The organism is Chloroflexota bacterium, assembly GCA_020850535.1.
In the GTDB taxonomy this organism is placed as follows: domain Bacteria; phylum Chloroflexota; class UBA6077; order UBA6077; family JACCZL01; genus JADZEM01.
This window is the reverse complement of sequence record JADZEM010000086.1, coordinates 1-18,719: the sequence shown is the minus strand read 5'-3', so window position 1 is coordinate 18,719 and position 18,719 is coordinate 1. Positions and strand designations below refer to the sequence as shown.

The following is an 18,719-nucleotide window of genomic DNA, read 5'->3' as shown; positions in this document are numbered from 1 at the left end:
CGGATGAGACCTCGTTTCTGTAACGTGGGCATCACTCGGCGGTTCTGTGACCAGATAGGAGCGGTTTCACGGGCTGTCAGATGCGCGCGTCGCGCGGCCGTTGCTGGATCGTCAGCTACAGGCCGAGCGATGTCGTCTTGGCGTCGTCGATCGTGCTGGCACCCCCACGATCCGCGTGACGAGGTCATCTACGCACTGGTCTGTACAGTTCGGCGAGCCATACGCGACAAGCGGCTTGTTGGCCTTGAGCAGCGCCCTGAGGGGCGCTGTCGTCGTGATCCGAGGCAGCAACGATCCGTACTCAAGGATCAGTCGCACCATCAGGAGTTGCCCCCAGACGTTGGGATGGATGCCATCCGCATGCACGAGCGGGATGCCCCACTGCCCCAGAGCGTAGGCATGGTGTGGCGTGAAGGCGACCGCCCAATCGACCAGCACGACGTCACACGACCACGGCTCGGCCGCGACGGCCCGGATGGCATCGTTGTGGCTCTGCCCCCCGAAGACGGCATCCCACTGGCAGCCGAGCGGAGCCGGCGGCACGCTCGGCGTGGTCAGCAGCAGCACCGTCAGCGCTGGTCGGGTCGCCGCGACGGCGACCAGTGTTCGCAGCGCTTCGCGGTACCACGATGGATCGCTGCCATGCGGACCGGCGTCTTCGAGCATCAGCGTGTCACCGTCGCGGATGATGTGCTGGTCAAACATCGTTTGGAGCCGCTCAGGGTAGACGGCCAGCTCGGCCTCTTCCGCGAACGGCTCACTGCCGATCAAGGTAGTTCCCCCGCCAACGCCCACGTCCGAGACGCCGGCGCTCGCCAACAGAAAGCGGAGTGTCGAGCTCGGCGAGCGGATCGCGAACAGCGGGTGGGTGGCCGGCGGCGCGGCGGCCCCGAGCGCGTAGCCACCCACCACCGAGTCTCCGCATGGATGAACAGCGGTGCGGTAGCCTGGCTGCCACATCAGGTCAACTCCGCGTTCGCAGTGCAGTGAGCATCACAGAGAGGTTACGGCGAAGCGCACGCAGTCGCGGCCGGTGCTGATGGGCGAACAATCGCCACTGACCGTCCTGGAGCGATCTTTATGAACGGGGGCGCTTGTCGTGCCCCTACACGGCCGGGTGCACGGCCTCGGTCCGGGCCAGGCGGTCGTCAGTGTCGCGCAGGCGAATGCTCAGCGACTTCAACAGCGAGAGAGCGATCTGGGGGTTCCCGCTCACCAGCCGTACAAGGTCGTAGCGGCCAAGCGTCACGGTGGCCGTCTCCTCGACAGCCGTGACGGTGGCAGAGCGCGTGTGCCCGTCGAAGATCGAGAGCTCGCCGAAGAACTCGCCCGGCCCGAGCTTCGCCAGCGGCATCTCGCCGCCTCCGGGCTGCTCCCGCACGACGCTGACCATGCCGGACCGCACGATGTACAGCGTGGAGCCGGGGTCACCCATCTTGACGATGACCTCGCCGGCTGAGAACGATTCGGAACGCGCGAAGCGCGCCAACTCACGGAGATGGTGCGCGGGCACCTCGCGAAACAGCGGGATACCTTCAAGGAGCGACAGCGCTCGCAGCCGCAAGTCGTCCGGCAGAATCCGATGCGTCGGATGGGCACGAAACGCCGGTCGGTTCGGCGCATGCTCGGCGCCTGGAGCGGACGGTTCGGTCATACGTCGATCCTACGGCCCCGCTGTGTATTCTGTCCCAGACATCTTACAGCCCGACGCCCGCCGGAGGACATGCAACGTCGGCGGGCGAACACCACACAGACCGCTGGTTGTAGGCAGAGTTGCACCGACAGGACCGAATCCCATAGGCTCCCTCGGGCTTCACTGCGATTGGAGGATGGGCCACTGGCCGCCACCGTTGAGCTCCCACCCGCGCACACGTCGTCGTCGGGACGCCCCAGGAGCGTTGCCCGGCGGCTGCTGACCACCCTCCTCTGGCTGGCGATCGGCGTTGGCGCGGCGTTCGCGTTGTGGACCATCTGGCGGGACGCCTCGGTCACCAGCCTGCCCTCGGACCTCCATCCCGCGTCGCTGGCGCTCAGCATCGCGCTGCGAATCGCCGCGACGCTCCTCACGGTCTTCGTCTGGCTTGGCCTGTTCTGGGGGCTGGGCGGCTCGATCGACGCAAGCGACGGCTTCCGCATCTACTTGCTGACCAATCTCGGCAAGTATCTGCCGGGCAAGGTGATGCACGCGGCCGGACGGGTCGCGCTCCTGCGCGAGCGCGGCGAATCGACCTCGGCCGGCGTCACCAGCATCCTGCTTGAGCTGCTGGTCTCCCTGCTGGCGGCCGGGCTGGTCAGCGTCATGAGCATCCCGCTGCTCCTGCGAAGCCAGGGACTCGAACAGTATGCGACGCTGGTGAGCGTCGGCGCGCTGCTCTCGGTGCCGGTCGGGCTGACGGTGCTGCACCCGAAGGTGCTCGGCATCGTCTTGAAGCTCGTAGCTCGCAAGGCTCCCGCTGGCGGCGGGCCGCTCGCGCACCAGTTGCCCACCTACCGCCGCATCCTGGGGCTGGTCGCCCTGTACGCGCTCGTCTGGATCGTCGGCGCCTGCGCGCTGTACGCGGCCGCCCGCAGCGTCTACGACCTCGACATCGCCTGGCTGCCGGCGATGGGCGGCATCGCGGCGGCCAGCTACGTCGCCGGCCTCGCCGTACCGTTTGCACCCGCTGGCCTGGGCGCGCGCGAGGGCCTGATGACCCTGCTGCTCTCCACGATGATGCCGGCCCCGGCCGCCGCCATCGTCGCGGTCCTCTACCGGCTCGCATCCGTCGCCGCCGAGCTGGCGTCAGCCGGCCTGACGCTGGCGGTGCGGGCCGTGCGGGCGTCGGTGTCGCAGCCGCCGCTCCCGGCACGCGGAAGCGGCGGCGCACGGTAGCTGCGAGCTAGCGGTCCTGCACCGACCCGTCGAAGCCGATGGGCGTGTCTAGCACCTTGTCCTTGACCGGATGCGAGGTCAGCGCGGCCTCGTTCAGCTCGATGCCGAGGCCCGGCCCCTCCGGCACGACGAGGTAGCCGCGCTCCAGCTTGAGCGGCGTCACCAGGAGATCGCTCTTCGGCGGCTCAGACTCGCCGGTGTACTCCTGAAGGGCGAAGTTTGGGATACAGGCGTCAAGCTGCACGCAGGCCGCCGTGCTGACCGGCGAGAGCGGGTTGTGCGGGATCACCTTGACGTGCTGGGCCTCGGCCATCGCGGCCACCTTCTTCGAGCCTGACAGCCCGCCACAGAGGCAGAGGTCCGGCCGCACGTAGGAGCAGCCCTTGTTCTCCAGCAGCTGCTGATACTCGAAGATCGTGGTGAACCGCTCGCCGGTCGCAATCGGGATGTTGCACTGGGCCTGGACGTCGCCCATGCGGGCCGGACTGTCGGGCAGCATCGGATCTTCGTAGAAGAACGGGTTGAACTGCTCCAGCCGGCGTCCCAGCGCGATGGACTCAGCCGGGTTCATCTGGCGGTGAATCTCGACGCAGATATCCACATCCGGGCCGACGGCCTCGCGCACGGCGGCCACCCGCTCGACGGCGCTGTTGGCCCACTCCGAGTACGACGTGTGCAGGTAGAATCGCGGCCCGAACGCGGCGAACCGCACCGCCGTGAAGCCGTCGTCGGCCTGCTTCTTGGCGTCCTTCGCCAACGCCTCTGGCGTATCGCCGTTGACGTGGATGTAGCAGCGGACGCGGTCCCGCGTCTTGCCGCCCATCAAGTCGTAGATCGGGACGCCGAGCCGCTTGCCCTTGATGTCCCAGAGGGCGATATCCACGGCCGAGAGCGCCCCCTGCACGACCGATCCCATGAAGTGGGACGACCGGTACAGGTACTGATAGTGGTGCTCGATTTTGGACGGATCCTTGCCGAGCAGGTACGGCTCGAACGTTTTCACCATCGTCTCAGTCGGGCGCTGCCAGCCGTGGACGCCGCCCTCACCGATCCCGACCGTCCCATCCTCGCAGTAGACCCGCACCAGCAGCCAGCGATCCCAGAGGATCGTCTCGACCTTCTCGATCTTGGTTGACTTCACCGTCAGGCACCCCTTCCGCACGCATCAGCGCGCCAGGAAGACGGTAGCCCGGCGCCTCGGCCGCGTCAACGTCAGGCCGGCCTCGGGGAGCCACCTGGGACCGACACAGCGCCCGGTAGAGTCCCCGGTGCACCATGTTCAGGCCATCACCAGAGGCCGACGACATGGCGCGAGGACTCGTCCGCCGCCCGAGGTCAGCCGACCTTCTCGCGCTCCCATTCCGGGATGAACTTCTGCCAGTCCCGTTGGACATCCAGGTACTGCGCGAACAGGTACGAGGCGTTCGCCTTTGGCTCGAAGGGCGGGCGCTTGAGTGGCATCCGGGCCTCTTCGAGGGCCTTCCCGCCCTTGCGGTGGTTGCACGACCGGCACGCGCTGACGAGGTTCTCCCAGGTGTGCGCGCCGCCCCGGTGACGCGGGATCACGTGATCGAGCGTCAGCTCGCGGGACTTCAGGCCGCAGTACTGGCAGGTGTATCCATCCCGCATGAAGATCTCGCGGCGGGTCAGGCGCACGCGCGGACGCGGACGCTTGATCATGTACACCAGGCGGATGACGGACGGCCGCTGAATGGCGCGCGACGGCGTACGAATATCGCCAAACGCATGCTCCAGCACTTCTGCCTTCCCGCCGTCGATCAGCACCAGCGCGCGACGGGTATTGCAGACGTTCAGCGGTTCGTAGTTCTGATTGAGAACCAGGACCGAGCTCACTCGACCCTCCGCCAGCCTCCACGTAGAGACCCGCCAGCCCATCAAGGGCGGCGGGTCGACCTGATGACCATCACAGTGGTACAGCGCTGTCCACCGTCGGCATTGTAGCAGAGCCTTTTCACTGTGGATAGCGATTGCACAACAACCGTGGTGGCGTCTGATCCGGCCACGTTACGGGGTCGCCGAGCCATCCTGTCCTCGAAGATGTTCGCAGGGCGGCTTGAGGCGCAGCGGCAGCCCGGCCGTCACCAGAAACGCCTCGTCGGCGTACGCCGCGAGCCGCTGGTTGGCCCGCCCGATGCCGTCCTGAAATGCCCGCCCGAGCGGCGTCGGCGGGATCACGCCGGACCCGACCTCCGGCGAGACGACGATCAGCAGCCAGCCGCCGCGCCGCTGCGACGCGATCAGGGCGTCGATCTCGACGGCGAGGATGTCGTCCAGCAGGCGGACGGTCTCGCGAGTCGGGTCGGCGTCCCCGGACAGCGCCAGCAGGTGATGCGTCGCCAGCAGGCCCAGATCGTCCACCAGCACCGCACCGAGAGCGCCGCCGGTGGCGGCTGTCCGCTCTTCGAGAACCGTCGCGATGGTCATCACGACCTCGACCGTGTGCCAGCCGGCCGGCCGCCGCTGCCGGTGCTCGGCGATCCTCGCCTGCATCGCCGGGTCGTCTGGGCGGGGCGGGCCGGCCGTCGCCACGTACCAGACCGGCCCGGCCACACGCGCCGCCAGCTTTTCGCCAAACGCGCTCTTGCCGCTGCGAGCGCCGCCCAGCACCAGCACGACGCGGCCGGTCTCACTCACAGCAGGCTCACCGGATCCACGTCCACCGCCCAGCCGGGCGGCAGCTCCAGCCGGTCGAGCACCCGCGCGAAACGGTCGCCGCGCAACAGCAGCGCCCAGCGGAACTTGCCGCGCGCCCGCTCGGCAAAGCAGGGGGCCGGCCCGATCACCTGGATGTCGCCGATGCCCTGCCGGGCGATCTCCGCATCCACCAGCTCACGCACCCGGCGCGTCTCGCGCAGGCACTTGTCCTCACGTGAGGCGCTGAAGAGCAGCCGCACCAGCCGGCCGAGCGGCGGATAACCGTGCGCCCGCCGAAACTCGATCTCCTGGGCGTAGAAACCGGCGTAGTCGTGGGCGGCGGCGGCCTGGATCACGTAGTGCTCGGGGACGTAGGTCTGAACGATGGCCCGGCCGCCGAGCGTCCCGCGACCGCTGCGGCCGGCCATCTGCGAGAGTAGCTGAAAGACCCGCTCGCCGGCCCGGAAGTCGGGCAGGAACAGGCCGACGTCGGCCAGCACCATGCCGACCAGCGTGACGCGGGGAAAGTCCAGGGCCTTGGCGATCATCTGGGTGCCGACCATGATGTCAGCCTCGCCATCGCCAAAGGCCTTCCAGATCGCCTCGGCCTGGCCGCGCCGGCTGGTCGAGTCGCGATCCCAGCGCACGACGCGTGCGTCGGGAAATCTGGCCGCCAGCTCGTGCTCGACCCGCTGCGTACCGCCGCCGAAGTAGCGAATCCGTGTGCCTGTGCAGCTCGGGCAGCGATCTGGCATCGCGCGCCGCCGATTGCAGCGGTGGCAGACCAGGGTGTTCGCCGCCTTGTGCAGCACCACCGGGATGTCGCAGCGCTGGCAGAGCAGCACGTGCCCGCAATCTCGGCAGGAGACGCAGGTCGCGGCGCCCCGCCGGTTCAGGTAGAGGAGCGCCTGCTCGCCGCGCGCCAGAACCTCCCCGAGCGCCGCCGCGAGCGCGCGGCTGAAGAGTCCGGTATTGCCAGCCTTCAGCTCCTCGCGCAGATCGACGATGGTGACGTGCGGCAGGCCAGTCGGCGTGGCAGGGAGGCCCTCACGGAACCGCGACGGCAGCGTCAGCAGCGTGTACCGGCCTCGGTCGGCCCGAAAGTGCGACTCGACATCGGGCGTGGCGCTGCCCAGCACCACCGGCGCCTTCGCCAGCTGTCCCCACCAGAGGGCCACCTCCCGGGCGTGGTACCGTGGGCTGTGATCCTGGTGGTAGCTCGGCTCCTGCTCCTCGTCCAGGATCACCAGTCCGGGCCGGCGCACCGGCGCGAACAGCGCGGACCGCGACCCGACCACGATGTCGGCGTCGCCGGTGCGGACCCGTTCCCAGTTGCGACGATGCTGGCCCGGCGACAACTGACTGTGCAGCAGCGAGACGCGGCCAGGGAAGCGCTCCTCGAAGCGCGCCAGCAAGGCCGGCGTGAGGCCGATCTCGGGTACCAGCACAATCGCCTGCCGGCCCAGCTCGACGGTCCGCGCGACAGCCTCCAGGTAGACGTGCGTCTTGCCGCTGCCGGTGACGCCGTGCAGCAGGAACGCCTTCGGCTGGCGGCCCTCGATGGCCGCCACGATGCGCCGAGCGGCCCCGGCCTGCTGCATCGTCAACGGCGGGCCGGGCAGCGTCGGCGGCAGGCTCGGCGGATCGGCGGGGAGCGGATCGGCGGTTGGGGCCTTCCAGCTGCCATTCCTGGCGGCCGTTGCGAGACGCGTCGCGAGCCCTGGCGGCAGAAACAGCGCCAGACAGTCGAACAGGGACGCGCGGTAGTGCGCGGCCATCCAGCGTGCCAGCGTCAGTTGCAGCGGCCCGACGAACGCATCGTCGGCCACTCGCTCCTCGACAGGCTTCGTCGGGAAGCCCGGCGTCTCCCCCACGATGCTGACGACGACCCCCGGCAACACCCTGCTCTGCAGCGGCACCAGGACCAGGTCGCCAGGCCGGATCGGCATCTCGTCGGGCACGCGGTAAGTGAGGCTGCCGGCGCCGCGCGTGCCGCCCAGACTCAGCGCTACTTCCGCATGCCGCACGTCCTGCCCTCACGGCTGCCAGCCTGACTGTGGCAGCCCTCGGGCGTCATTGTGGCCGGCCGGGTGGGCCGGCAGCGCGGCGCCTGCGTCTCGATCCGAACACGGCCCTGCTTCTGTACAGTCACGTTCGCAGACAGAACCATCGGGCAATCCGGCCGCTACAGGTCGAAGTACCACGACTCGTCGAGCGCCACCAGCGCGAAGATCTCGACGATGGACGCCTCGTGCAGCAGCAGCGCGTACTCGTGCTCCTCGTCCACGTAGAACAGCCCGGGCACGCGATGGCGGTTCTGATTCTCCCAGAGGTCGCGCGCGTACCGCCTGATGACGCCGTCGATCTTGCGCTTCAGCGGCTGGTTGTCCGAGACCGACTTCAGCACCAGCAGGTTCTTGAAGTAGATCGCGTTCCCCTCAAAGGACTGGTCCGAGTACCAATCCTCGCGCAGCATCTTCTCGGCCATCTGCTCGGCGCGCGCCAGGAAGGCCGGATCGGTCGTCAAGCTATACACCGTGGCGTAGGTGCCGATCATCATGCCCTGGCTGTAGCTCCAGATCGTCTTGTCCACGGTGCAGTCGTGCTCGATCCGGTCCCAGTGGAGCGTGCTCTCTGGATCGGTCATGTACAGCTCAAGCCAGGTACGCGCCCCCTTGGACCACTCCCAGAAGTGCGGATCGCCGGTCTGCGCGTACAGGCGAACGCCCAGCAGCGCGATAGCCGACGTGGTGATGGTGGCGCGGTCGTGGTTCGTCTCGCCGTCCTTCTGCTCCTTCCAGTAGAGGCCGCCGGTCTGACAGCCGTAGGCGTCGCCGCGCTGCTGGATGTCGGTATTGAAGATGTCGATCGACGCGGCCAGCGCCCACTCGTCGCCGGTGAGCTGGTAGTAGCGGAGCAGGTTCAGCCCGACCCAGGCGTTGTCGTCGTAGTAGATGTCGTCCATCCGGCCGTCCGGCGGCATCACCAGCGCCTGGAAGATCGGTCGGTCGCGGCGATGATAGGCGTGGATGACGCCGATCCGGCTCCGCACCTCCTCGATGTCGATCAGCCCCAGCGCGTAGACGTCCATAACCGCCGACATCGCGCGGGAGTAGTTCCAGAGGTCGGCGTAGTCATCGGTGCCGAGGCTGGTGTCGTACTCGACGTACAGGCGTCCGTCGAAGAACGCCGCATCCATCGCGTCGTAGGCGATCTGCGTCCGCTCAAGGTACTCACGCCGCCGGTCGGCCCGGGCCTGCGCGGGTGGGAGACACACGCTGCTGAGGAGCAGCACAAGCAAGAGCGCCGAGAGTGCTCGCCGCATGGCACAGCCTCCAGGCGGCGCCCGCGGCCGTCGCCGTCCCGTCGAATGCGAGCCGGTGTCAGGCGGCGGACGTCAACATGGCATCAGCAGGGTTTGGGTTTCGGAGTGATCGATGCACCTTCGCAAACACAGCGTGCACCGAGGAGGTTGCTCGTCTGGTTACCACGCGTGAACATCGCGTATCGGTTCCAACGTGCCGCCGTGGGACTCGCGGACGCGCCTGCCGAGGTTCGCCCGGACCTGGACGAGATGCCGCTTCCCTGGGATCCCGCCAGACCGCCCGCCGACGTCGAGCGGCCGGGCGCGGTCGGCTACAGCACCACGCGGCGGGGCTTTACGCGCAGCCGCTCGGCGATCACGATGGATTTGACCATCTCGATGGTCTCGTCGAGCTTCCCTTCCTCGTTCACGACGAGGTAGTCGAACTCGCCGATCCGTCGCATCTCGATGGCCGCCGTCTTGAGGCGCGTCTCCATCTCCTCGAGCCGGCCGGACTTCGGATCGGCGATCCGCAGCTTCAGCTCTTCGAGGCTGGTCGGCGCGACGAAGATCGAGATGGCGTTGGGGATGATGGCGCGGAGAGTGGCCGCACCCTGCACGTCCGGCGTGACCAGGACGTCGTGGCCGCCGCGCATACCGGCTCGCAACCCCTCAATCGGGATGCCGTAGGAGTGCTTCCCGTGGACCACGGCATGCTCGATCAGCTCACCCTGGTACAGCATCTCCTGAAAGCGTGCGTCGCTCACGAAGAAGTAGTGAACGCCTTCGACCTCACCATCACGAGCCTGCCGAGTGGTCGCCGTGACGCAGTAGCCGATGGGGAAGTCAGAATCCTGGAGGCACTTCTTGATCGTGTCCTTGCCGACGCCGCTCGGCCCCGACACCACGAACACCAGCCCCATCGCGCGTTTGGCGTCGGCCGTCAGCACGCTGCGCTGCGGATTGGTATCGTCTCCTGGGGCCGGATCGACCGGTATACTTGCCACGAGATCAGACCCGGACCGATGGCGTCGAGCGCCGCCGAGTCTCTGCGTGAGAGCCGATGAAACCGTCGCTGAGCTTCGACGCCCTGACCCTGCATGCCGTGGTGGACGAGCTGCGCGCCGGCTTCGCGGGTGCGCGCATCCAGAAGGTCGGGCTGCTGGACGAGTGGACGTTGGCGCTGGAGCTGTACGGCAACGGCGAGCGGGCCACGCTGCTCATCTCGGCCGACCCTCATGCCGCCCGCGTTGTGGTGACGCGACGCCGACATGACCGGGCGGCCGAGTTGGTAACACCGTTCTTGCTCCTGCTTCGGAAGTACGTCCGGGATGGCCGACTCGACACCCTGAGCCAGCCCACCCTGGAGCGCGTGCTCGAGCTTCAGATCTCCAAGCGAGACGACGAAGGGAGCCGCGGCGAAGTTGGGCTGATTATAGAAGTGATGGGTCGGCGGAGCAACGCGGTGCTGGTCAGTCCGGACGGCACGATCATGGACGCGCTGCGACGCGCATCGGCCGAGAAGAACCCGATCCGGCCGATCCTCCCGCGTCGCCGCTACGACGCGCCGCCGGCCCAGGATCGGCGGTCGCCGTTCGCACTGGACACCTGGGATCACCTGCGGACGCTGGCCCGCCAGCATCCGCAGGGTCACGTTGCGGAGCTGCTCGGGAGCGAGCTGGCCGGGTTCTCGCGGCTGGTTGCCCGCGAGGCCGCCTACCGGGCGACGGGCAGCATCGCCAGTCCGGCCGGCGACGCCGACCTGGATCGGGTGCATGATGCGGTTGTCGAGCTACTCGGGCCAATCCGGGGCGAGGGCGGATGGTCGCCCTGCGTGGCCCGCTTCGAGGGCCACATCGTCGCGTTCGCGCCGTACCACCTGACGCACCTTGCGGATCAGTGCGAGATCGTCAGCGTGGACTCGATCGGCGAGGCGGTCGAGGAGGCGTACGCTGGGCGCGAGGCGGCAGAGGCCAACGGCAGCAAGCCCGAGACGGCAAACCAGATGTCGCGCCCGCTCCTGGATGCCATCGCGGCCCGCGAGAAGGTGGTGCTGCGGCGGCGGAACGCCCTGGCACGCTCGCAGGAGGCGGCCGGCGACCCTGACGCCCTGCGCCAGATCGGGCAGACCATTCTCGCCTACGCCCACGCGATCCGGCCGGGCCAGGAGCTTCTGGCCGTCGACGGGCTGGAGATCAAGCTCGAGCCGCGCGAGTCGGCCAGCGAGAACGCCCAGCGCTACTTCCGCGACTACAAGCGGGCGCGTGACGCCAGCCGCCGCGTGCCGCTGCTGGTGGCCCAGGCCGACCGCGAGCTGAGCCACCTCGCCGAGATGGACACCCTGGTACGGATCGCGGACGATCCGAGCCGCATCCGCGCGCTGCGCGAAGAGCTGCGGGTGGCCGGTATCCTGCGCGACCGCGAGCCGCAGGCCGCCCGCAAGCGCGGGAAGTTCGCGCCGAAGCCGGCCGATGACGGCCCCCGCCCGATCACCGTGCCGCTGCCAGACGGTTTCCTGGCGTACGTCGGCACCAGCGCGAAGGCCAACGAGCACATCACCTTTGACGTGGCCGGCCAGGACGATCTCTGGCTGCACGCCCGGCAGCGCCCCGGCTCGCACGTGATCGTGCGGACCTCCGGGCAGAAGGTGCCCGAGCGGGTCCTCCAGCGCGCTGCCGAGCTGGCAGCGTTCTACAGCCAGGGTCGGACGGACAGCCGGGTCGCGGTGGACTGGACGCCTCGCAAGTTCGTGCGGCGGATCAGGGGCGGCCCGCCCGGGCTGGTCTCGTACATCAACGAGCAGACGGTGGACGTGCCCCCGCGCGGACCCGGGTGAGGCGCACGCCTCCACGGACTGCGACGGTGACGTAATGCCCGCCCGCCTGCCCGGTCTGGCACAATGCCTTCGGCATGGCCTACGGATCTGGCGGCAACGGTCGGAATGGGCGCTCCTCACGGGCGGCTCAGCGTTTCACGCAGCCGGTCAACGGCTCCGACTCCTGGCGCGAGGAGTTGAAGGCCCTTCAGCAGCGCGCTCGTTCGCGCAGCCGCCGCCAGCGCCAGAAGCCGCGCAGCGCACTCCGCGCCGCTTTCCTGACGATGATCGTCATCGGCTTGGGGTTCGCAGGCCTGGGCGTCATGGCGATCCTCGGCGGCATGCACATGGCGTCGTCGGCCTACGCCAGCATCAACCGCGATCTGCCGTCGCTGAACCAGATCGCCGGCCGCGAGACCTTCAAGACGGCCCAGTTGTACGATCGCAAGGGCCGGCTGCTGTGGGAGTTCTTCGACCCTGACGCCGGCCGCCGGACCGTGGTCCCGATCAGCGAGATCTCGCAGTACCTGATCGACGCGACGCTCGCCGCCGAGGACGCCAACTTCTACTCGAACCCGGGCATCGAGCCGAAGGGCATCGCGCGCGCCTTCTACCAGAACCTGGCCGAGCAGGACATCGTCTCAGGGGCCAGCACGATCACCCAGCAGCTGGTCAAGAACGTGCTGATCCCCGAGGACGAGCGCTACCAGCAGACGCCGATGCGGAAGATCCGCGAGGCGCTGTTGGCGTATCAGCTCACCCAGAAGGTCTCGAAGTCCCAGATCCTGACGCTCTACCTGAACGAGATCTTCTACGGAAACCAGACCTACGGCATCGAGGCCGCCAGCCAGGGGTATTTCGGGAAGCACGCTCGCGACCTGACGCTGGCCGAGGCGTCGATGCTGGCGGGCCTGCCGCAGTCGCCTGCCGTCTACAACCCGCTTCGGAACGCGGTGGCGGCCAAGGCCCGGCAGGCCTACGTGCTGGAACAGATGGTCCGCCACGGCTTCATCACCGAGGCCGAGGCGAACGCCGCCAGCCAGGCCGAGCTGCGGTACCAGCCGCAGAAGCAGCCGTTCCTGGCCCCCCATTGGGCCGTCTACATCCGAAGCCAGATCGAGGAGAAGTACGGCACGCGGATGCTCTACCAGGGCGGCTTGAAGATCTACACATCGCTCGACTTCGACCTGCAGACCAGGATGGAAGAGGTCGCCCTGGCGAACAAGCCGAACCTCGACCAGCGTGACGCCGAGAACACGTCCATCGTGGTGATGAACCCGAAGACCGGCGAAGTCCTGGCGATGGTCGGCAGCATGGACTACTGGAACACCGACATCGAGGGGCAGGTGAACGTCGCCGTCTCCGAGCGGCAGCCGGGGTCCACCATCAAGCCGCTGGTCTACCTCTCGGCGTTCACCAAGGGCTGGACGCCAGGCCAGATGATCGTGGACGAGAAGCTGTCCATCAAGGACGAGCTGGGCCGGACCTGGGAGCCTGAGAATTACGACAAGCGGTTCCACGGCAACGTGACGGCCCGCATCGCCCTGGGCAACTCGCTGAACATCCCGGCCGTCAAGACGATCCAGTTCGCGGGCGTCGAGAGCGTGGCCGAGCTGGCGCGGCGCATGGGCATCACGACCTGGACGGACAATCGCCGCCTCGGGCTGGCGATGTCGCTGGGCGGCGCGGAGGTCCGGCCGCTCGACATGACGGCGGCGTACACCGTCCTCGCCAACAACGGGCTGCGGATTCCCCAGGTCTCGATCACCAAGATCGTGGACGCGGAGGGGAACACGCTCGAAGAGTACAAGGTGCCCCAGGGCGAGCAGATCGTCGATCCGCGTTACGCCTACATGGTCACCAGCATTCTCTCGGACAACAACGCCCGCCTCATCACCTACGGCCCGAACAGCATGCTGAAGCTGACCCGTCCGGGCGCGGCCAAGACGGGCACCACCGACAGCTACCGCGACACCTGGACGATGGGCTATACCCCGAATCTGACGGTGGGCGTGTGGGTCGGCAACACCGACAACCGCCCGATGAAGGAAGTCCTCAGCTCGATGAGCGCGGGCAAGATCTGGCGCGAGGCGATGGATACGTCGCTGGACTACTTGCAGCTACCACCGGACGAGTTCACCCGCCCGCCGGGGCTGGTCGACGTCCAGATCTGCACCAACAACACGGCCTGCGTGACCGACCTCTACCCCGCCGAGTCGGTGCCGCGCGGCGGCCGGGTCGTGCAGCCGGGCGCAACGCCATCCTCGACCGCCGCGCCGGCGCCCGCACCGGCCGCGCCCGCTCCAGCGGTGACGGTCACGGTGGCGCCATCCACGACGACGACTCCAGAGGCCGCTGAGGCCGCCGAGGGCGAGCCGGGCGAGGGCGCCCAGCCCACACCCACAGCGCCGGGCCTGATCCCCGGGCTGCCGATCCTCCAGCCGCGGCGCACGCCCGGGCCGCCGCCCCAGGCGACGCCACGCCCGGCCGACACCGCGCCGGCCAACCGGTTCCAACCGACCGCGGCGCCAGCGCAGCCGACGGCCGCCTCGAAGCCGCAGCAGCCGAACACGCGTCCGCAGCCGACCCCGGCCCCCAAGCCGCAGGCCACCCCGACGCCACGTCGCCGCTGACGGCCCTGAAGCGCGGCCCCCAGGCCGCAGGCCGCCCCGACGCCGCGTCGCCGCTGCCTTCCCTCGGTCTGCTGTTGCCCGCTATGCTTGCGAGGCGCGGCGCGCGCTCCTGCGCGTCGCGTGCGGCTGGCTTTGCATCGGGAAAGGGGACCGCGCACGTGACGCAGTCGGGCAACGGCTCAGGCAGCAATGGCGCTGGCAGCAATGGCGCTGGCAGCAATGGCGCTGGCAAGCGCGTCGACTTGAAGATCGTCAGCCGCGAGCTGACCGAGGGCGCATCGCGCGCGCCCGCCCGCTCCTACCTTCACGCCGTCGGTATCACCAACGACGACCTTGACAACAAACCGCTGATCGGCATCGCCAGCACCTGGAACGAATTCTCGCCGTGTCAGGCGAACCTCAAACAGGTGGCCGACCACGTCAAGCAGGGCATCCGCGAGGCCGGCGGCGTCCCCATCGAGTTCACCACGATCTCGGTGACGGACGGCATCGCGATGGGCACCGAGGGCATGAAGGCCTCGCTGATCAGCCGCGACATCATCGCCGACTCCATCGAGCTGGCCGTGTTCGGGCATCGCCTGGACGGGCTGGTCACGCTGGCCGGCTGCGACAAGACCCTGCCCGGCTGCCTGATGGCGATTGCTCGCCTGAACCTGCCGTCCGTCTTCATCTACGGCGGCAGCATCCTGCCGGGCACCTATCGCGGCAAGAAGGTCACCATTCAGGCAGTCTTCGAGGCGGTCGGCCAGTACTCGAAGGGCGACATGACGTTTGACGAGGTCCGCGACATCGAGAACGTCGCCAGCCCGGGCGCGGGCGCGTGCGGCGGCCTTTTCACGGCCAACACGATGTCCTCGTCCATCGAGGCGCTCGGCATGATGCTGCCTGGCGGCTCGACGCTGCCGGCCGTCGACGGCCGCAAGATGCAGGAGGCCCACGAGGCCGGCAAGCGCGTCGTTGAGCTGCTGGCGCAGAACATCCGCCCGCGCGACATCATGACCCGCGAGGCGTTCCTGAACGCCATCGCCGTGGTGCTGGCGACGGGCGGCTCGACGAACGCCGTGCTCCACTTCCTGGCCATCGCCCACGATGCGAAGATCGAGCTGAGCATCGACGATTTCGACGTGCTGAGCCGGCGCACGCCCGTCATCGGCGACATGCTGCCCGGTGGCCGCTACTCGATGCCCGACCTCGGCGAAGCGGGCGGCCTGCCCATCGTCATCAAGCGGCTGGCCGAGGCCGGCATGTTCGACACCAACCAGAAGACCATCGCGGGCGGGATCTGGGCCCACCACCTCGACCGCTTCCCCGAGTCCGAGGGACAGGATGTGGTCCGCGAGATCTCGAATCCGCGCTACCAGCAGGGTGGATTGGCGATCCTGCGCGGGAACCTCGCGCCGGGCGGCGCGGTCGTCAAGGTGGCGGGCGTCAAGTCCGAGACGTTCACCGGCCCGGTCAAGGTCTTCGACCAGGAAGAGCCAGCCATGCAGGCGGTGATGCGCGGCGAGATCAACTCCGGCGACGTGGTGGTGATCCGCTACGAGGGTCCGAAGGGCGGCCCTGGCATGCGCGAGATGCTCGGCGTGACCAGCGCCCTGGCCGGGCAGGGCCACAGCGAGGACGTCGTACTCATCACCGACGGGCGCTTCAGCGGCGCGAGCCGCGGGTTCAGCATCGGACACGTCGTCCCCGAAGCGCTGGAGGGCGGCGCCATCGCGATCCTCGAAGACGGCGACACGATCACGGTGGACATCAACAAGCGCGAGATCAACGTGAACCTGCCGGGCGAGGAGATCCAGCGGCGGCTGGCCGCCTGGACGCCGCCCCCGCCAAGGTACACGTCTGGCGCGCTCGCAAAGTACGCGAAGACCGTGTCCAACGCGAGCCTCGGGGCCGTCACCGACTGACGTACCACAGGCCAGAACGCGCCATGCTGGATATGACGGGTTTGTCATCCCGACCGAAGCGACCCATTCGGCAGGCGCAGGGCAGGTCCATTCGGCGGGCGCAGGGCAGGCCTTGCGACTCCCCACGCCGTCATCCCGAGCGGAGTGAGCTTGCGAACGCAGTCAAGGGATCTTCCCCTTGGTGGCTACACGAGGAAGATCCCTCTATTCCGCTCGTTCCTCGCTCCAGTCGGGATGACGACGGGCACTGAGCGCCCCTGAGATTGACGCCTGCCGAGCCACTCTCGTTGGCGCGGACCAGTGGGCGCAGCATTGGCAGCCTGCACCCCACCCCGATTGGGGGTGGGGGCGGGTTCGACACTTCCCGGCTCGCCTCCTAGCGGCGCAGGAGGTCCGGCGGATCGAGGATCGGGGTCGGGCGGGCGAGCGCGGCGACGGCCGGGCTGTGCGCCTGCAACACCTCGTACATCTCCCAGGCGATGCGCCGGTACGAGAAGTGGCCACCCTCGCCGGTCCGCAGCTCACTGATGTAGACCGCCTGCGCGGCGTCCATCTTGAACAGAGCGCGGATGCGCGTCGCCATTGGGAGCAGGTAGGGAGCCGCCAGCAGCTCATCGGCCTCCAGATCCCGCGCGGCTTGCAGGCCGATATCCAGGGCGCGGTCGTAGGCGGCCCCGAGGCCGGCCGCCAGCGCCGCCGCCCCGATCTTCGACCCGAACGCGCGCGGAAAGACCTCGGCGGCCGGCTCAGCGCCGTGGGCCGCCGTCGGCTCCTGCACGATCTGGACGCACCGACGGTGCCGGTGCAGGTCTCTGAACGACCCGACGTCCATCAGCAGGTCGAAGGCGTACCCGTAGCCAGACTGCAGCTCGCGCGGCAGGTCGTCGTGCCGACCCCGGTGCTCGGCGGAAGCCGCTATGGCCAGCGACTTCTGCTCGGGGGACAACTCCCGCACGCGGGCCTGAATCTGCCGGTAGCTGTGGCCGGCCTCGTCGTAGCGGTACAGCAGCGTCGCCACGATCTCGTCTTCGGCCGACACCGCGTCGCCAAGCTCGACGGCCATCGAGCGGTCAGGCTCCCCGAGTGGGGCCAGCAGATCGCGCGCCAGCGAGGCCATCAGCCGCGCCGTCTCGATCTGGTAGCTGCTCGGCGCGGTGTATTTGACGAGCGTCGGCGCAGCCCGCACCTCCAGATCGGCGGTCTGATGAGGATCGTGCCCGGCCGAGCCGTTGGCAGCCCCGCTGCCGTTCCCGTTGCCATGTGCGCGGGTGCCGGCCAGCGCCCGCGCCTCGGCCGACAGCGGCTGCTCGGCAGGCCGCAGGCAGGCTGCGCGCAGCTCCTCCCCGATCTCGCGGACCTCGGCCAGAGGATCGGAGAGCAGGCGGCTGATCTGCCGTTCGAGCACCCGGGCGCTGACCACCTGCCCCAGGCTGGTGATCGTCGCCAGCGGCAGGACGCTGCGCGACACGTCGAACGCCCGCGCCCGCAGCGTCCGCTCGAACGCCTTCGGGTCGAGGTCGGCCGGCCGCTCGACCTCCTGCACCAGCAGCGCCAGGAGCCGCGTCGTCAGGTCATCGTAGGCGGCGAAGAGCGCGTCGGCGGCGCGGGTGTACGTCTCGCGGGCCGCCCCGGTCAGGCCAGGCGGCGTGTAGTACCCCGTCTTCTTGAAGGGCTGGTACCGGGTCGAGCGCTCCTGGCCGTCCCACAGCTGCTCGTCAACCACCTTGATGGCGGCCAGGATCGAGACGTGCTCCACGCCCATGACCAGGTGGGCAAGGTCGGCAATCGAGCGGTGCCCGTACTGAAAGTAGAACGTGTTCAGGAACTGCTCGGCGCGCTGCAGCGACAGCTCGCCGATGCTCTCCAGCATCGACTGCGACGAGCGGCTGTACTTCGCCATGGCGTACGCCTGGACCTCTGGCGGCACGCCGATGACCGCATAGACCTTCACGGAACCTCCCAGGCGCATGAAACGTGCTCAGACCATGATCCCCCGGAGCGGCGCACAGGGAGGTGGTTTTTCGCTACGTCTGCAATACATGACGGCGGCAGGACCGACGCTTCATGAGGAACGCCGATCTGCGAACGGCTCCTCAAGAGCATTTTGGCGTGAATTTGCAACAGATGGTAGCACCCCAGTCAACCGTGGAACCGCGCGCTGGACGGGGGCGGGCTTGACAAAAAGCGGGTCCATCGGGCATTGCAGGTGATGCAACTCCTACATCCCATCACCTCGAGGCACCGATGGACCCGCGAGCGCAAGTCTGCCACAACGTCGATTGTCCGGAGCGGGGTGTCGTCGGGGGTGGGAACATCCGGATCCACAGTCGGGCAGCGCGACGGTATCAGTGTCGGCGGTGCAGGCGGACCTTTCGCTGAGACGGTCGGGACGCCGTTCTCTCGGCGGCAGACGCCGGCCGAGCTGGCGGTGCTGGTGCTGACGCTGCTGAGTCATGGCTGCCCAACGCAAGCGATTGTGGCGGCGTTCGGGCCCGACGAGCGCACGGTGGCGCGCTGGCTCGCGGGTGCCGGG

General features: G+C 68.5%; 13 protein-coding genes. 4 read left to right on the top strand and 9 right to left on the bottom strand.

What is annotated here, in order from left to right:
* Window positions 1–111: 111 nt before the first annotated feature.
* Window positions 112–912: an SGNH/GDSL hydrolase family protein gene (locus IT306_12455; protein ID MCC7369231.1), complete on the bottom strand. Its 801-nt coding sequence runs from the start codon at window positions 910–912 to the stop codon at window positions 112–114.
* Between the two features lie 193 nt (window positions 913–1,105).
* Window positions 1,106–1,654: a cyclic nucleotide-binding domain-containing protein gene (locus IT306_12450; protein MCC7369230.1), complete on the bottom strand. Its 549-nt coding sequence runs from the start codon at window positions 1,652–1,654 to the stop codon at window positions 1,106–1,108.
* Between the two features lie 168 nt (window positions 1,655–1,822).
* Here IT306_12450 and IT306_12445 point away from each other — a divergent pair, with 168 nt between their 5' ends.
* Window positions 1,823–2,872, top strand: a complete 1,050-nt coding sequence (locus tag IT306_12445) for a flippase-like domain-containing protein (protein ID MCC7369229.1) — start codon at window positions 1,823–1,825, stop codon at window positions 2,870–2,872.
* Window positions 2,873–2,879: 7 nt separating this feature from the next.
* Here IT306_12445 and dgoD read toward each other — a convergent pair whose 3' ends face one another.
* The 6 genes from dgoD to gmk all read right to left on the bottom strand — a co-directional run bounded on the left by dgoD (window position 2,880) and on the right by gmk (window position 9,838).
* The gene (gene dgoD, locus IT306_12440) at window positions 2,880–4,013 is read right to left on the bottom strand and encodes a galactonate dehydratase (GenBank protein MCC7369228.1); all 1,134 of its coding nucleotides are present in this window, start codon (window positions 4,011–4,013) and stop codon (window positions 2,880–2,882) included.
* Between the two features lie 194 nt (window positions 4,014–4,207).
* Window positions 4,208–4,768, bottom strand: coding sequence for an HNH endonuclease (locus IT306_12435; protein MCC7369227.1), 561 nt, complete (start codon window positions 4,766–4,768; stop codon window positions 4,208–4,210).
* A gap of 129 nt (window positions 4,769–4,897) precedes the next feature.
* Window positions 4,898–5,527 (bottom strand): bifunctional adenosylcobinamide kinase/adenosylcobinamide-phosphate guanylyltransferase, encoded by a 630-nt coding sequence (locus IT306_12430; protein ID MCC7369226.1) that lies wholly within the window; start codon window positions 5,525–5,527, stop codon window positions 4,898–4,900.
* Window positions 5,524–7,554, bottom strand: coding sequence for a primosomal protein N' (gene priA / locus IT306_12425; GenBank protein ID MCC7369225.1), 2,031 nt, complete (start codon window positions 7,552–7,554; stop codon window positions 5,524–5,526). Before priA ends, IT306_12430 begins: the two co-directional genes overlap by 4 nt.
* A gap of 158 nt (window positions 7,555–7,712) precedes the next feature.
* On the bottom strand, window positions 7,713–8,852 hold the full coding sequence (locus IT306_12420) for a hypothetical protein (protein MCC7369224.1): 1,140 nt from the start codon (window positions 8,850–8,852) through the stop codon (window positions 7,713–7,715).
* A 311-nt stretch (window positions 8,853–9,163) separates the two neighbouring features.
* On the bottom strand, window positions 9,164–9,838 hold the full coding sequence (gene gmk, locus IT306_12415) for a guanylate kinase (GenBank protein ID MCC7369223.1): 675 nt from the start codon (window positions 9,836–9,838) through the stop codon (window positions 9,164–9,166).
* Window positions 9,839–9,894: 56 nt separating this feature from the next.
* Between gmk and IT306_12410 the strand changes: the two genes are divergently transcribed.
* The 3 genes from IT306_12410 to ilvD all read left to right on the top strand — a co-directional run bounded on the left by IT306_12410 (window position 9,895) and on the right by ilvD (window position 16,186).
* On the top strand, window positions 9,895–11,667 hold the full coding sequence (locus IT306_12410) for an NFACT family protein (GenBank protein ID MCC7369222.1): 1,773 nt from the start codon (window positions 9,895–9,897) through the stop codon (window positions 11,665–11,667).
* A gap of 74 nt (window positions 11,668–11,741) precedes the next feature.
* A complete protein-coding gene (locus IT306_12405; protein ID MCC7369221.1) occupies window positions 11,742–14,279 on the top strand; it encodes a PBP1A family penicillin-binding protein in 2,538 nt (845 codons plus the stop codon).
* Window positions 14,280–14,362: 83 nt separating this feature from the next.
* The gene (gene ilvD / locus IT306_12400; GenBank protein MCC7369220.1) at window positions 14,363–16,186 is read left to right on the top strand and encodes a dihydroxy-acid dehydratase; all 1,824 of its coding nucleotides are present in this window, start codon (window positions 14,363–14,365) and stop codon (window positions 16,184–16,186) included.
* 376 nt (window positions 16,187–16,562) lie between these two features.
* Here ilvD and IT306_12395 read toward each other — a convergent pair whose 3' ends face one another.
* A complete protein-coding gene (locus IT306_12395; GenBank protein MCC7369219.1) occupies window positions 16,563–18,155 on the bottom strand; it encodes an FAD-dependent thymidylate synthase in 1,593 nt (530 codons plus the stop codon).
* Window positions 18,156–18,719: the final 564 nt, after the last annotated feature.

Excerpts from the sequence above, each read along its gene's own strand:
- IT306_12435 (MCC7369227.1), bottom strand. The coding sequence starts at position 4,768 with ATGGGCTGGCGGGTCTCTACGTGGAGGCTGGCGGAGGGTCGAGTGAGC.
- IT306_12405 (MCC7369221.1), top strand. The coding sequence starts at position 11,742 with ATGGCCTACGGATCTGGCGGCAACGGTCGGAATGGGCGCTCCTCACGG.
- ilvD (MCC7369220.1), top strand. The coding sequence starts at position 14,363 with ATGCTTGCGAGGCGCGGCGCGCGCTCCTGCGCGTCGCGTGCGGCTGGC.
- IT306_12450 (MCC7369230.1), bottom strand. The coding sequence starts at position 1,654 with ATGACCGAACCGTCCGCTCCAGGCGCCGAGCATGCGCCGAACCGACCG.
- IT306_12420 (MCC7369224.1), bottom strand. The coding sequence starts at position 8,852 with ATGCGGCGAGCACTCTCGGCGCTCTTGCTTGTGCTGCTCCTCAGCAGC.
- IT306_12395 (MCC7369219.1), bottom strand. The coding sequence starts at position 18,155 with ATGCGCCTGGGAGGTTCCGTGAAGGTCTATGCGGTCATCGGCGTGCCG.
- IT306_12410 (MCC7369222.1), top strand. The coding sequence starts at position 9,895 with ATGAAACCGTCGCTGAGCTTCGACGCCCTGACCCTGCATGCCGTGGTG.